Annotated in this window: 15 protein-coding genes; 8 read left to right on the top strand and 7 right to left on the bottom strand. The window is 68.1% G+C overall.

All coding sequences use genetic code 11. The features are described 5' to 3' along the window. Window positions 1–33 precede the first annotated feature (33 nt). Genes R3E10_14825 through R3E10_14815 form a run of 3 tightly spaced genes read left to right on the top strand, consistent with a single transcriptional unit; the run spans window position 34 to window position 1368 of the window. Entirely contained in the window at window positions 34–495 is a 462-nt protein-coding gene (locus tag R3E10_14825; protein MEZ4417023.1) for a hypothetical protein, read from the top strand. Between the two features lie 18 nt (window positions 496–513). Further along, window positions 514–966: a hypothetical protein gene (locus R3E10_14820; protein ID MEZ4417022.1), complete on the top strand. Its 453-nt coding sequence runs from the start codon at window positions 514–516 to the stop codon at window positions 964–966. After that, entirely contained in the window at window positions 967–1368 is a 402-nt protein-coding gene (locus tag R3E10_14815) for a VOC family protein (protein MEZ4417021.1), read from the top strand. Here R3E10_14815 and R3E10_14810 read toward each other — a convergent pair. Next, a complete protein-coding gene (locus R3E10_14810) occupies window positions 1337–2815 on the bottom strand; it encodes a hypothetical protein (protein ID MEZ4417020.1) in 1479 nt (492 codons plus the stop codon). The genes R3E10_14815 and R3E10_14810 overlap by 32 nt on opposite strands. Before the next feature lie 174 nt (window positions 2816–2989). On the opposite strand from R3E10_14810, the gene R3E10_14805 reads away from it, so the two are divergent. From R3E10_14805 to R3E10_14790, 4 genes are all read left to right on the top strand, one after another. Next, entirely contained in the window at window positions 2990–3559 is a 570-nt protein-coding gene (locus R3E10_14805) for a PadR family transcriptional regulator (protein MEZ4417019.1), read from the top strand. Continuing rightward, window positions 3556–4170, top strand: a complete 615-nt coding sequence (locus R3E10_14800) for a GyrI-like domain-containing protein (protein ID MEZ4417018.1) — start codon at window positions 3556–3558, stop codon at window positions 4168–4170. Before R3E10_14805 ends, R3E10_14800 begins: the two co-directional genes overlap by 4 nt. Before the next feature lie 117 nt (window positions 4171–4287). Beyond that, a complete protein-coding gene (locus tag R3E10_14795; protein ID MEZ4417017.1) occupies window positions 4288–4758 on the top strand; it encodes a MarR family transcriptional regulator in 471 nt (156 codons plus the stop codon). A 69-nt stretch (window positions 4759–4827) separates the two neighbouring features. Next, on the top strand, window positions 4828–5379 hold the full coding sequence (locus R3E10_14790) for a YceI family protein (GenBank protein ID MEZ4417016.1): 552 nt from the start codon (window positions 4828–4830) through the stop codon (window positions 5377–5379). Between the two features lie 61 nt (window positions 5380–5440). On the opposite strand, the gene R3E10_14785 is transcribed toward R3E10_14790, so the two are convergent. The 6 genes from R3E10_14785 to R3E10_14760 all read right to left on the bottom strand — a co-directional run bounded on the left by R3E10_14785 (window position 5441) and on the right by R3E10_14760 (window position 13156). Beyond that, on the bottom strand, window positions 5441–5668 hold the full coding sequence (locus tag R3E10_14785; protein ID MEZ4417015.1) for a hypothetical protein: 228 nt from the start codon (window positions 5666–5668) through the stop codon (window positions 5441–5443). A gap of 134 nt (window positions 5669–5802) precedes the next feature. Continuing rightward, window positions 5803–8055 carry a hypothetical protein gene (locus tag R3E10_14780; GenBank protein MEZ4417014.1) on the bottom strand — a complete coding sequence of 751 codons (2253 nt, stop codon included), beginning with the start codon at window positions 8053–8055 and terminating at the stop codon, window positions 5803–5805. A 224-nt stretch (window positions 8056–8279) separates the two neighbouring features. Continuing rightward, on the bottom strand, window positions 8280–10895 hold the full coding sequence (locus R3E10_14775; protein MEZ4417013.1) for a TonB-dependent receptor: 2616 nt from the start codon (window positions 10893–10895) through the stop codon (window positions 8280–8282). 119 nt (window positions 10896–11014) lie between these two features. Then, a complete protein-coding gene (locus R3E10_14770; GenBank protein MEZ4417012.1) occupies window positions 11015–11983 on the bottom strand; it encodes a FecR domain-containing protein in 969 nt (322 codons plus the stop codon). Continuing rightward, window positions 11973–12536 carry a sigma-70 family RNA polymerase sigma factor gene (locus tag R3E10_14765; protein MEZ4417011.1) on the bottom strand — a complete coding sequence of 188 codons (564 nt, stop codon included), beginning with the start codon at window positions 12534–12536 and terminating at the stop codon, window positions 11973–11975. The genes R3E10_14770 and R3E10_14765 overlap by 11 nt, the downstream gene beginning before the upstream one ends. 209 nt (window positions 12537–12745) lie before the next feature. Then, window positions 12746–13156, bottom strand: a complete 411-nt coding sequence (locus R3E10_14760) for a hypothetical protein (protein ID MEZ4417010.1) — start codon at window positions 13154–13156, stop codon at window positions 12746–12748. Window positions 13157–13394: 238 nt separating this feature from the next. Here R3E10_14760 and R3E10_14755 point away from each other — a divergent pair, with 238 nt between their 5' ends. Beyond that, window positions 13395–14372 (top strand): TAXI family TRAP transporter solute-binding subunit, encoded by a 978-nt coding sequence (locus R3E10_14755; GenBank protein MEZ4417009.1) that lies wholly within the window; start codon window positions 13395–13397, stop codon window positions 14370–14372. Window positions 14373–14412 lie beyond the last annotated feature (40 nt).

The following is a 14412-nucleotide window of genomic DNA, read 5'->3' as shown; positions in this document are numbered from 1 at the left end:
TCTGGCGGCGGTTCTGATCTGGAGGTGGTGCACATGGGGCGCGTGGCGAAGATCATCCGAGGGGCGACCCGCATGGGTCTGACCTTCTCAGCCGGAGTGGCTGTGGTCGCGTCGGCCGTCGGCGGGTTGGCCTGGCTGATCGGTGGTGGCGAGGGAGGTCGCGAGACGCTCCGCCTGATCCTGGCGAGCTCCATCTGGGCGTTTCCGATCGGAGCCGCCTTCTCTGGAATTCTGGCGCTCACCTCGGGTGGCCGTCGCTTCGAGAAACTCTCCCTTCCACGCTTCGCCGCCCTTGGAGCAGCCGCCGGCCTCGTGCCCTTCGGCCTCCTGGCCTTGAACGCCTGGGACACGTGGACCGCTGCGGAGGCGGTGGGCAATGCGGTCATCTTCTCGCTTCTGGGTGGAGGATCCGCCGCCGCCACTCTCGCGCTGGCGCGCCGCGCCGGTCCGTCGCTGAACGCGGGCGACGAGCCTGATCAATTGGGAGCGGGGTAGAGCAGTGAGGAGGCTGCCATGAAGAAGCTGATGAGACGCCTGCGCGGTGCGCTCGGGATGGGGCTGAGTTGGGCGGTCGGCTGGGGGCTCGCGGGCGTGCTCATCGGAGTGGTGTGGACGCTGGGCGTGCCCATGGAGTGGTTCGTCGATGTCTTCGATGCGCCCCTTCCGGCCCTGGCGATCCCCGGGTTCTTCGCCGGGACCGCGTTTTCCTTCGTGCTCGGAGTCGCTGGACGCCGTCGGCGGTTCGAGGAGTTGTCGCTTCCTGGCTTTACGGCGCTCGGGGCGGTGGGCGGCCTCCTGCTGGGACTCGTTCCGGTCATCGCGGCGGGCGTAGCCCTGAGCGCTGTGGGTGCTGCGGTCGTACTCGGCACGTTGACCGTGCTCAGTGCCGGATCTGCGGCGGGTACGCTGTGGATCGCGCGAGGTGCGGACGAGCGGCGGCTACTGGAAGCCGGAGCAGAACCGTAGGTGAAGTCATTGACACCCCCGGTCCCCAGTGTGGTGGTCTTCGTCACCGATGTGCCGCGCTTGAGTCGGTTCTACCGGGATGTCGCCATGATGCGCGTCGTGCACGAGGGTCCCGACCACGCCGTACTCTCGCTCGATGGCTTCGAAGTCGTCGTGCACGCGCTTCGTGGAGAGCCTCCGGTTCAGAAGGGTCCCTCGGGCGACCCCCTCGTCCGTGAAGACTCCTATGTGAAGCTTTGCCTTCCGGTGGACTCGATCGCGGCGGCGCGGGCGCGGGCGGCGGAATCGGGAGGCGCGCTGGGCCCACCCGATCGCGAATGGGAGGGCAGTGGATTCCGCGCCTGCGACGGCCACGACCCCGAGGGGAACGTCATCCAGGTCCGGGAGCCGGCTCCGCGCTGAGAGGCCGTGGCTCCTCGACCAGCCACCGCAGCGCCGCCACCAGTCCACCCGCCAACTGTCGTGGCCGCTCGATGTGTCCGTAGTGGCTCATCGGAACATCGAACACGAGCAGTCGGATCGTGGCATCGGGATTGGCCTCCCGGAGTTCCCTCGCGATCAACAGCTCCCGTGCCCGTGCGGTGTCGGCGTTCCAGTTATTGGTGTCGTTCAGCGCGGTGGTCGCGATCATGCGGCGATAGCCTGTGATCGGAATGCGGACAGTGCTGAACAGATCGGCGGCCACACTGTCCGCTACGACGCCGTAGGCGTTTCCATCGAGCGTCCCACGGATCTGGCGTTCCACCCCTGAACGCAGATGGACGGCGCCCTGATGCTCCATGTCCTGAAGCGGCTGCTTGAACTGCGGGCGTCGCCGTGATTCGCGTGCCAGCCACTCGGTCGCGACGTCCAGCGCGGAGGCGCCCTCCCTCCAGAGGGGATTGAGGGGACCCACGTAGCGCGCGGCGTACTCCTCCGGACCCCGGGCCCTCAAACGACTCAACGGCGGATAGTCGTCGATCGAAGGAGCTCCTCGGATTCGCTGCATGGTGACCATCGAGGCGGGGCCCCCGGTTCCCCACCCCAGCGAGCGGCCGAGCAGGCGGGTGGCCAGCGCATCCTTGAGCATGAACTGCACCTCGCCCGAGGTGGAGTGTCCCAGGATGACCACGGGCCCGGGGATCAGGGTCTCGATGGCAGTCTGCACGCCATCGCGCACGAGCGCGAACGTGTAGATCGAGTTTCGTACCCGTGCCTCGTCGGTGGAGATGTCGCGATCCAGCACGTACGCGGGTGTGCGCGCCGCGGGGTCGGTCTCGTCCCACCCGCCCGGCCGGTAGTTGCCCGGAATGGTGAGGAGCAGCACCGGGACCCGTTGCGCCAGATACTGACCGAGACCGGGCTCGTTGCGGGGACCGACGAAGAACTCATACCAGTTTGCCGATCCGCCGTTGATGAACACCATCGTCGGCAGATCCGGGTCTGCCATCAGGGGCACGAGATGCAGCGCGGGGACGTCCCACTCGAGGCCGTACTTCTGGAAACGCACCTCGTACCAACGAGGCGCGTAGCCCAGCGTCGTGGCGGGGAGCGCCTCCAGCGCGTGTGGATCGAACGCGCCGCCGGGCGCCGCGTCCGCGATCGCTCGCACCTGCTTTCCTCCGTCGGGCAGATCCCAGCCCAGACGGTCGAAGACGGCTTCCGGGAGCAGATGATGGGACGCCTCCGTTTGCAGGAACTCGAGTACCTCGGCTTCGGCGGCAAATCCGTCAGGAGCGCCGGGCGCCTGCTCGCCTCCGTCCGGCCCCGAACCGCACGCCGCAAGGAGCAGCGTGTGCAGCCCCAGAGCCACGAGCACCGAAGCTCGATGGGCGGGTGGACGGCTGTGCCCCACTCGTTCGTTGCGCATGGGAGGTCTCCGCCTGTGCACCACGGGCCGGTGGCTTGGGTGGCGTGGCGCGCGTCTTCGAACGCGCCCGCGCTCGGGCCTCTCAAGCTAGGGTAGGCCGGCGATGAGAGGCAGACGCCCCTCCGCCAGGCGAGCGCTCTTGACTCCCCACGTGCAATATTCTAGTACTAGAATATGGCTCCCCGCGCCGCGTCTGCCACCGAGCTGACCGATGCCGAGCTTCTCGTGCTCGGGTTGGTTGCTGAGATGCCGCGCCACGGCTACGAGCTGGAGCGTGAGATCGAGCAGCGGGGCATGCGGGAATGGACGCAGATCGGGTTCTCCTCCGTCTACTTCGTGCTGGGCAGGCTCGACAAGTTGGGCTTGGTGCGGGCCCGAGCGCCGGAGGCGCCGAAAGCCAGAAAGACCTTCACGCTCACGCCCCGGGGGCGGCGAGCCTTGGTGGCCAACACCCTATCCGCGCTCGCGAGCTATCGCCCGACCTACTCGTCGGTGCTCCTCGGCATGATCCATTGGCCGGTGCTGGGCAAGGCCGAGGCGCTCGACGCGTTGCGGGCCCGGGCCGAGGCGGTGGAGAAGGAGCGCGCCCGCCTCGATATCATCCAGTTGGACCAGCAGCCGCTTCCCGACTTCGTGGAGGCGCTCTTCGACTACTCGATCGGGCAGCTCGAGGCCGAAGCGCGCTGGATCACGCGCACGCTGGACTATATGACTGCCAAGCCGTGGCTCGAGGAGTCGCCATGAAGGAAGCCCTTTCGAGGGAGCGACTGAAGGAGCTCTACCTTCCTCCCGTCGACGAGTTCGTCTTCGTGGAGGTTCCGGAGATGCAATACTTCGTCGTCGACGGGGAAGGGAGCCCGGATGACGAGGCCTTCACGCGGGCCCTGCAGTGGCTCTTCGCCGCCGTCCATCCGATCAAACGGATGGCCAAGGATCGGATGGGCAGTGCCTATGTGGAAGCACCGCTCGAAGCCCTTTGGTGGGCAGACGACCCCAAAGACCTTGTCGCCGCGCGCAAGGACAAGCTGAAGTGGCGCCTGATGATCGTCGCGCCTGAATGGGCGGATGACGCGTTGTTCGCCGATGCCGTGGCCGAAACCGAGAAGCGCCGGGGCGGTGCGCCGGCCACGCTCAGGCTCGCGGACCACCCGGAGGGGCGCAGCGTGCAGATCATGCATATTGGACCGTACGACAAGGAGGCTTCCGCCCTGGCGCGCCGCCTCCATCATGAGTTTCTACCCGCGCACGGGCTGGTCCCCAACGGACCCCACCACGAGATCTACCTGAATGATCCCAAACGGACGGCACCCGCGCGGTGGAGAACCGTGGTGCGCCAGCCGGTGAGGCCGCAGTAGCGTTGCCGAGCCATCACGCCCGCAACGCCGAACCAGCCCGCCCGACCCTCTTCGGCCGGAGCAGCCGACCAGGCCCCCCCCCCTTGACGGTATGTGTGACAACACATATCATGAGGCATGAGCACGCGGCTGAGGTCCGAGATCAAGCAGAGCAGGCCGTTCGCCAGCCCGGCGGAAGAGGCGTTCCTGAACCTCCTGCGGACCGCGGCAGCCCTGGAGCATGCCCTCGAAGAAGGCTTGAAGGAGCACGGCGTCACCGGGACCCAGTACAACGTGCTGCGGATCCTGCGGGGGGCCGGCCCGGCGGGGTTGTGCCGCAACGAGGTCAAGGAGCGCATGATCACGCCCGTTCCCGACGCCACCCGCCTGCTGGATCGCCTCGAGCAGGCCGGACTGGTGGAGCGCCGTCGGGAGACCGACGACCGTCGCTTCGTGACTGCGCGCATCACAGGGCGCGGCCTGGACCTTCTGGACCGGTTGGAGCTCCCCATCTCCAGGCTGCATGAGCGGCACCTGGGGCACCTGTCCGTGGCCGAGCTTCAGCACCTCAGCGAGTTGCTGGAGCGGGCCCGGGAGGCGACCGCCTGAAGGGGAGCGGCTTTTTGCGGACTCTATGTGTTTGCACACTCTTTGTTTTGCCACCTAAAGGAGAATCCGATGACGACGAACTCGACGACACAGGACGCTGTGACCACCTGGACTCTGGATGCCGCACACACCCGCGTGGGCTTCGAGGTCAAGCACATGATGTTCGCCAAGGTCCGCGGCCAGTTCACCGATGTGGAGGGGACCGTTCACCTCGCTGAGGGCGGGCCTTCCAGCGCCCAGGTCGTGATCCGGGCTGCCAGCATCGACACCGGGCAGGCACAGCGCGACGATCACCTCCGCTCCGCCGACTTCTTCGACGTGGAGCGCTTTCCGGAGCTGACGTTCGCGGGAGAGGGCACGGCCACTGCCGACGGGTCCTTCGTGCTCGCAGGAGAGTTGAAGATCCGCGACGTCGCCCGGCAGGTGGAACTGACGGTGGAAGAGTCGGGGCGCGGAGTCGACCCGTGGGGCCAGGAGCGCATCGGCTACACGGCCACCACGGTGCTCGACCGCCGCGACTTCGGCCTCACCTGGAATCAGGCCCTGGAGGCCGGCGGCATCCTCGTCGGCAACGAGGTCAAGATCGTGATCGATCTCCAGGCCGTGCGGGCGGCGTCTTGACCATGCAACCGAGTGGCCGGGTCGGGCATTGCAGCCCGGTCCGGCCACTCCTGCGCTTCCCTCAGGCGTGGCGGATCGCTTCGATCTCTGCGATGACCTGCAGCGAACGAGCGTCGCGTGGATCGGCCAGAACGCGCGAGCCGGGCCCCGGGAAGTGATAGCGCCGACCGGTGACCCGTCCGTAGAGCGTAAGCGATCCTGTCCCGCGGAACTCGAACTGAACGGGCCCGCCCGGCGCGGCGGCCGGTGCCCCAGGCGTTGAGTAGCGTCGACCTCCACAGCACGACATGCCGCCCTCCTGCGTTGGCCCCGGCCGCCACCGAGGCGTGGCACAATGGACCCGGCGCGCCCCGGGCCCGGCCGGAGCCGGACCACCCGAACGGGCGGTCCGACTCCGACCTTCGGCTTCCGGTACGGGTGCCGTCAGCCCTCCTGAGGCGAGCGCAGGCAGAAGCCCACCGTGGCATCATCCCGCCAATGGGTGCCGCACCCCACGATCGTGCCGTCCCAGGCTGTCAAATGGATGACATAGCCGCACGTCGGTAGCGGTGGCTTGCCCGCCGGTGCGGTCTGCAGCGTCCAGTCGCCAGACACGTGGGTGGGGGTCGAGGCGCCGCTCTGCGTGAACGTCAGGTAGTCCGTCGAGACGGTGCCGACGGGGAGCGGTTCGAGCACGAGGCCGTAGCTCCCCACCCCGACGTTGTCCGTGATGTCGAACGTCCCGTGCACCGCGACGCCTTGACTGATATCGCCACACGGCAGCGCAGCGTGGAACCCGGTCGCGTCCGAGTACCCGGTCAGATCGACGGCGGCGACCGGCGGCTCTTGATCGAGCGCCACCTTGACGCTCGAGCGGGTCGTGCCGTCCGCCAAGCACGTGGTGAGCCCGGCCGAGAACACGGGCGCGGTCGTGCCGGCCATGCGTGCCTCCACATGGATCGTCCACAGGCCCGTCAGTCCGCTCGTATTCCAGCGTGCCAACAGTCGATTGGGGCTCGACACCCGTCGCCATGCGCCCAACGCGGGCGAGCCGTGTTCGCGGTAGGTGAACCAACCGGTCGGAGCGGTCTGGTGAACGGAGTAGCTGACCGCCGTGCCCGGACCCGTTCCCTCTTCGACGGTCACGTTGAAGGGACTGACGATCGGGAGCGTCGACGACCCCTGGGTCGCCCACACGCGGTACTCGAGGAGGTCCGGCGCAGCCAGCGCCAGGGCAGCCGGAATCTCACCGGTGATGCAGAGGACACCCCCGAAAGGATGTCCTACAGCAGCCATGCCACTGCCCTGGTCGATGGAGCACACCGCCCTTCCAGAAATGTCGTACAGAAACGGGTTGTACTGGCCTGGTTGAACGGGGGTGCCCGGCGGAATCAGGATGAGGGTCTCTTCACGATTGCCCCAGGTCGGGACCCAGTTGGGATTACCACAGGCTGGGATCTGGTTCCACGAGAGGATCGCGCGGATCGGCACGACGCGCGGGCCCTCCTGGCACGGCCTTCGGTAGGGATTCAGGTCCACCGGCAGAGAAACCGAGTACTCGAGACCTTCCGGCGGTACGTCCAGGTCGTACACCCCGACGGACGCCGTGCCGAGGCACGTCTCGAAGGTGCCGTTGTTGTCGAAGTCGGCCCAGAACGTGACGTACTCGCGGCTGCCCGCGGTGCAGGGACCCCCCGAGAATCCATAGGGCCGCTTCAGGCGCAACACTGCGACCAGTTCGTCCGATAGCCCCGACGAGCGGAGCCCCACGCAGTCCAGCTCCTCGTAGACCGTGCTGCCGTCCGCCTGCTGCAGAAGCGTCTCCACCACGTCGGAGACGTCGAACTTGAACGGCCCCTTGGGACCCAGATGGAAGGGGTGCGTTACGGCGGCCGTCAGCTCTGGAGTGTCGATCAGCTTCGTGATCTCCGCCAAGGCGAAGCGGTGCGGCTCCACACCCTTGTCCAGGTACAGCTCTTGAAGCTCCAGCACCGACAAGGCCTTGGCGGGAGCCGCTTCCACGGTCTGCTCCAAATCGATGGACTGGGCCAGAGGTGCGTTGAACTTGACCTTGGCCAGCTCGAAGAGCTCCACCCACTTGATCAGCCAGCGCGGGTCGACCTGGATGTGGGTATCATGGACGTTGCCCCATACCGGAATGTGGCCGGGGGTATTGGCAGGCGGCTCCTTGTTCCACTCGAGAATGGCGCGTGCCAGGATGACGTTGGGAACCGTGCACCACTTGGCGGGCGGCGTGCAATCGATGCTCACTGCGTGCTCGATGCGCTTGCCGCCCGTCGTGCCACCGGGCACGTCGTAGGCGGAGAACTGCGTGAGGCCCTGATCGACCCAGCTGGCGCCGTTGTCGAAGGACAGGTAGAAGCGGACGTACTCCTGTGAGCCGGCCGTGCAGACGCCACCAAGGAACCCGAAGGGCTGCTTGGTGAACACCACGGCTTGCAGCTTGTGCGCCTGCGGATGGAACCCTACGCATTTGATCTCTTCGTAGGTCGTGTTCCCCGCCACGCTCGCCTTGGGCGCGAACGGGCTGTCCTTCAGTGTGCCGAAGTAGTTCGGGTTCCCCACCAGCAGCGCCCGGAGGTTCAGGCGCTCGCGCGGGACGAGCTCGATGGAGTTGATGGCTCCGGGCTCGTGGATGCGGGCTACGTCGGCGGTCGGGCCGGTCTTCTTTGCCATGGATGCCCCCTCTGGATACAGGCAGGAACGCGAGGGGGAGACGACCGTCCACCTTGCGTTGGGGTGTGGTTGGCGTCGGGAACGGTGGGGCGAACCGCGCCAAAAGGGGGGTCGTTGGCGCAAGCTCCGGCCGAGCCCGGCGGGTAAGGTCGTCGGCCGCGTGAGCGGTCATCTCCTGAGGCGCAAACCCGGGGGTCGACCGGACAGCGCGCTGTGCCCCTTCGCTAGAACACCCAGCGCAGCCCCAGCGTCGGCAGGCGAGGTAGCTGCCCTTCTCCCGGATCGCGCGTGGCTCGCAACACGCCGGCGCTGGGCCGCAGAAACCACTCGTAGCCGCGCAGGTTCTCGCGGTTGTAGACGTTGAAGACGTCCAGGAACACCTCGAGCCTGCTGCGTTCGAACTGGAACGCCCGTGTCATGCGCAGATCCAACCGGTGGTAGGCGGGGAGCCGGCCCGCGTTGATGGGCCCGAACCCTCGCTCGATCACCTCGACCAGCTCACTGCCGTCCTCGGACTCGGCCACCACCACGTCGAGGATCTGTTCGGTGAACGGCCAGCCGGTGTGATACTGCCACGATCCGCTGAACTGCCAGCCGGGCCGGATGTCGTAGGCGAAGCGCGCGTTGAATGCGTGCGTCTGGTCGAGCACGCGGGGTGTCCATCGCCCGTCCAGGCGGTCCTCGGCACGCGACAGCGCGTAGCTGAGCGACCAGGACAGGCTACCGGTGCCGTCACGCGTGACGATTGCCTCCACACCACGCGCGCGGCCCGCCTCGGGGAGCAGCCGCGAGCGATCCGCCTCCACCTCCGCGATCGGATTGATCTCGCGCGAGAGGTTGACCCAGATCGGTCGGGGGTCATGCACCGACTTCCAGTAGCCTTCGAGTCGGACCGTGTATCCCCCTCCGAGGCGATGCTCGACTCCCGCGGCCACCTGATCGACCTGCTCCGGAGCGCTGAACGTGCTCTCGCCATCCTGGATGGCCAGGTCCTGGATGCCCTGCGACTGGTAGTAGCGACCCATGCTGGCTCGGAGATTGGTGTCGCGTCCCAGGTCCCAGCGCGCCAACAGCCGTGGTCCCAGCCCGTCGGCGCCCAGATGGCTCCAGCGATCGTAGCGTAGCCCGGCTTCCGCACTGAGTCGCGCGCCCAGGCGCACCCGCAGAGCGAGGTAGGCGCCCACCTCGGTGCCGTCCGGTGCCGCGTTGTAGACCGCCGAGTCCGTGGCGACGAACAAGCGGCTGTCCGCGCTCACCGCCAGGCGGGCCGTGCGGTTCCTGTAGTCGTAGTCACCATCGCTCCAGCGCAGATCGGCCCCGGCCTTGAGGAGCACGTCTCCGGACAGGTCCACCTGCCAGTCCTGCTTGAGGCCGCCGAAGCGGAAGTCCGCTACGTCGGAGACGTCCGCCGAGAGCGGTGTGAACTCGCCCCGGTTGGGATTCTCCACCAAGCCGGTGCGGTCGCGACTGAGTCCTCCCGCGGAGAGGAGGGTTTCCACCTGCGCCCGCCGGCCCACGTCCGCCTTCCACGTCAGCCAGGCGTAGGCGTTGGACCAATCGCTATCGACGCGCGAGCCGGTCTCGTCGTCGAACCACGCCATCTGATCACCGGCCAGCAGGACCTGGGCAGAAACCAGATGGCCGTCGCCGACGAGGTATTGGGCGCGTCCCAACACGTCCCAGTAGCGCGGATCGAGGTCGTCCTCCACATCGGCGGCGGCCAGGATGTACTGTAGAAAGCCTCGACGCAGGGACGTGAGCCATTGGCCTCGCCCGTCCGCGAAGTTGCCCTGGCTGCTGAGCGAGATGGAGCTCAGGCTGAGGCCCGCGGTGGTACGGGTGCCCTCGGTGGGCGCGCTGCGGGTGCGCATGTCGAAGACGCCTGCCGACTTGTCGCCGAACTCCACCGGAAAGCCGCCCGTGATCAGGTCGATGGAGCCCAGCGTCTGCACGTCCACGATGCCCAGCGCACCGTCCAGGTCGCGCAGGTGATACGGCTCATAGAGCTCCAACCCGTCCAACCGCACGAGCAGATCGCGATCGGTGCTCCCGCGCACGTTGAGGCGGGTGGAGACGTCGTCCGTGGACACGCCGGGCATGCGCTTGAGCGTACGGAACACGTCGTCTCCGATCTGCGGCGTGGCTTCGATCTCCTCTCGCGAGACGGCGATACCGGTGACGGCCGGGCTGGCTTCCAGGACGCCGAAGCTACCCGGCGCGATGACCATCTCCCGCAGCGGGATGGGCGCGTAGGCCAGCTCCACCGTCAGGGGCACGGCGTCGCCGACCTCGACCACGACGCGTTGGGAGTGCAACTCGTACCCGAGCGCACGGACTTCCAGGTCGTGGGTGCCGGCAGCGATGCCGTTCAGAAGGAACCGCCCGTCGGCGCCGGTGAGCACCCCTGAGCGAGACGGTGGGATCCGGACCTCAGCCGCCGAGACCGGGCGGCCGGTTCCGGCTTCGAGCACCCGCCCGACGAGCGTGGCAGTAGCCGCGTCCCCACCGCTTCCCCGACCGATGAGCACCTGGTTGCGTACAGCGCGGACCTGCAGGCCCAGTCCATCGAGGATGCGCGTCAAGGCCTCCCGTACCGTGACGTCCCGACACGTGCACGAGACGACGCGATCGAGCGGCACCACGTCGGGGCTGTAGGCCAGCGCCACGCCAGAGCTGCGCCGCAAGGCCTCCAACGCCTCGCCGAGGGGACGGGACTCGATGTCGAGCCCCGCTACACGATCCAGCACGGGAGGGCCTCCCGTGGTCTGTGCGGCGCCGTCCCGGGGGGTCTCACCACAGATCAGCGCTGCGAGACACACTCCCAGACCGAAGCGACGCATTGCTCTCCTGCTGCCCATCCTCCGCCACACCTCCACCCGTGTCTTCGCTCTGGGAGCTGTCTCGCAACTCCGTGGACCCTTCCGCGGCCACTTGGGGCCGAGCGCCATCGCTCGCGCCCTCAGCGTCCGATCACTACCGCCGTATCGGCGACCGAGCACTGCACGCCCGCCACCAGACACACCGCGTTGACCACCTCGTCCAGCGACTCGTCGTCGAACCAGGCAGTGACGCTCCGATCCTCGACAGCGGGTGTCACGGAGACCTTCCGCCCAAACTGCCGTTCCACTTCGGAAGCGACATCGCGCAGGGGCGTGGCCTGGAAGACGAGAAGACCGCTCGGCCAATCGAGCAGCGACCACACGTCTGCATCCACCACCCGCGGCACCGCGCCGCGAATCAGGTGCGCGACCTGCCCGGGCCGGACGTCGACGGACGCGCCGCCGCCTTCGATCCTCACCACACCTTCGATCACGATGACGCGCAGCTCTCCGTCTGCGGCACGGACCTCGAAGCGTGTGCCGTGCACGCTGACCTCACCGAGCGCCGTGCGTACCACGAACGGCGTCTCGCCCGAGGCGACCGCGAAGAAGGCGCGGCCCTCCAGCACCACCTCCCGCCGCCCCTGTTGCGCCGGGAACTCCACCCGACTGGAGCGGGCCAAGCGCACGGTGCTCCCGTCCGAGAGATTGAGCGTGGTGACGTCGCCGGTCCCGGCAGACGATCCGACCGTGGAGAGCGGCGACGTCTGCGGGATGCGGCTGGGCCGCTCGGCACGCAGCACGACGAAGGCCAGGACTGCAGCGGCAGCGATGCCGTAGCCGATCCAGGGGGAAGTGAGCGTCCGTCGCCGTAGCGCGCGCGTGCCGGCCTTGCGGCGCCGTTCCTCGGCCACATCCCGTAGTGCCGCCAGATCGGGGAGCGCCACCTCCGACTGGGGGGCGACGCGCCCGGTCAGCGACCACAGGCTCGCCGCGTCCTGGAAGGTGCGCTCGTTGGCTTCCGATTCGGCACGCCAACGCTCCACTTGTCGCTGTTCGATCTCCGTCGCGGTGCCGCTCAGCACACGCACGATCCGCTCATCCATCATTCGACCTCGCTTCCCGTCCGCCGTCTCCCGGACGCTCGAACAGGTCTACCAGCTCCGTGCGCAGGTCGGACAGCGCCAAGCTCATGTGGTTGGCTACTGTCTGAGGTGAGAGCTCGAGCGTTTCCGCGACCTCGCGGTAGCTCATGCCACCGAAGCGCACCAACTCGAACACGGCGCGGCGGCGGTCGGGGAGGCGGCTCAGCGCTTGGTGCACGCGCCGCTCCACCTCGTTGCTTGCCAGCACATCGTCTGGGGGAGCCGCAGTGGCCGCGGGAGCGGCCCGAGTCAGCGCGAGCGCGCGCGTGCGCACCGCCCGGCGCCGCTCCTGATCCAGGGCCACATTGCGGGCGATGCGGAACAGGAGGGCACGCGCCGAGCCGGCTTTCCAACGATCCCGCTGTTCCCACAGTCGCACGAGCGCCTCCTGGGCCGCGTCCTCGGCCTGGTCCGCTGAGCCCAGCAGACGGCGCAGGTGCCCGAGCAGCCCGCTCCAGCTCTGCTCGACGAGCTCCTCCAGCGCGGAGTCATCTCCCTGTCGGATGCGGTCCAGCATCAAATGCTTCTCGCAGCGTGGATCACAGCGGCCTCCGGGGCTTCGGCGGCGCTCCAGGACAAGAACGCACGAGTGGCCGGGATCTACCAAACGGCCTGGAGGGACCGGGGTAGCAGGAGCGCGGCACCGAGCGGGAACGCGATTTCAGGTGCGCGCATTCGGGCCCGGACCGTGCGTTCCGGCGGCTCGGTGCGGACTGCGACGCGCCCCTACGGCGTGGCCGTCGCCATGACGACGGCGGCGACCGTGTCGCCGTCGGCGCGCACGGCGAAGAAGCGGAGCTGCTGGGCGCCCGACTCGGGCCCCAGCGTCCAACGCACGCGGGCTCGACCCACCGGCGCAGCTACGGTGACCCCTTCGCCGCCCGCCTGCGCGCCCCCCAGATCCACGAAGCCCGACCCTTGAGCGAGTTGCACCCAGATCGAGTAGACCGCCTCGCTGCCGTCCTCCCAGAGCGCCCTCACCTCGATCTGCTGGGAGAGGGGCTCGCCGGCCCGTCCGGTCTGCCCGTCCCCGCTCAGAACTTCGAGCTCCCCGACCAGTGGCGGCGAGTGGGGATCGCTACACGCCACGGAAAACCCGGCGGTGACGACGAGGGCGACGGCGATTCGGCGGAACATGCGGGCGCTCCTGTCGGTGGGCGTCTGCGACACCCTGGTTGAACGGCATCGGCTGCAAGCAGATACGTCGCTGCACCCCGCCGCTGTCCCTGACTCTGTGCCATCCGGCAGCGGTTCGCTGGAGTTCGCCGTTGTCGGGGGCGCGCTGGCCGGGTATTCTGGCCTCCCCAACGCGCAGGCCCGGGCCCCGGCCCGTTTCCGTTGGCCCCACCAGCCGCTCACCACCCAGGGATTTCCAATGACCGGACGCGTTCGCCTGTCCCTCCTCCTGCTGGCCCTTTTCTCCCTGCAGGGCTGCGGGGAAGGGGGCGGACGCCGCCAGTTCATGTCGATCGGGACCGCCGGCACGGGCGGGATCTACTATCCGATCGGTGGCGCGCTGGCCAGCCGACTCTCGGTGGCGGATTCGGCACGGCAGTACACGGCGGAGGTCACGGGGGGCTCTGTCGAGAACGTGAACCGCATGGTGAATGGCCAGATGGACCTGGCATTCGCGTTGCCGGTCACGATCTACGAAGCCTATCACGGGGGCACCGAGGCGTTTCCCCAGCCAGTGCAGGCGCTTCGCGTGCTCTCGCCGCTCTACGCCAACCTGACCCACATCCTGGTGGGACCGGGGAGCAGCGTATCCTCGATCACCGAGTTCAAGGGCCTACGGGTGGCGGTGGGACCGCCGGGCTCGGGCACAGAACAGATCGCCAAGCAGGTGTTGGAAGCGCACGGGGTCTCCTACGAAGACATCGACGTGCGCTACCTGTCGTTTGCGGAAGCTGCGGCGGCCCTCAAGGACCGGGCCCTCGATGCGGCCATCATCTCGGTGGGCTATCCGGCCTCGGCCGTGCTGGATGCCACCACCACGGGCGACGCGCGTTTGATCGCGGTGGATTCGCTGGCGGCTGCGGCGCTGATCGCGGAACATCCCTACTACTCATGGGATGTGATTCCCGCAGGTGCCTATCCGGGGCAGGCAGCGGATCTGCTCACCGTGGCGCAGATGAATTGGATCGTGGCGTTGGAGACGCTTCCTGACGACGTGGTGGACAAGCTGCTCACCATCGTCACCCAGGATCGTCCCGCGCTGGCCCGAGTGCATCCGATGGCGGGGCAGATCGATCTGAGCCGCCTCGCGACTGCGCCCATCCCGCGCCATGCCGAGGTGGATCGCTGGATGGAGGCTCACCCGGACGCGGCCCAGCCGCCGGTCAAGACGCCCTAGGGGTGCCCTACGGGTGCAGAGCTTCCCCGGCGGGGAGCCT

The sequence above is a fragment of the Gemmatimonadota bacterium genome, from assembly GCA_041390105.1.
Classification (GTDB): Bacteria; Gemmatimonadota; Gemmatimonadetes; order Longimicrobiales; family Gaopeijiaceae; genus JAGQIF01.
Note: the sequence above shows the minus strand (reverse complement) of the source record. Positions and strands in the feature narration are given on the sequence as shown.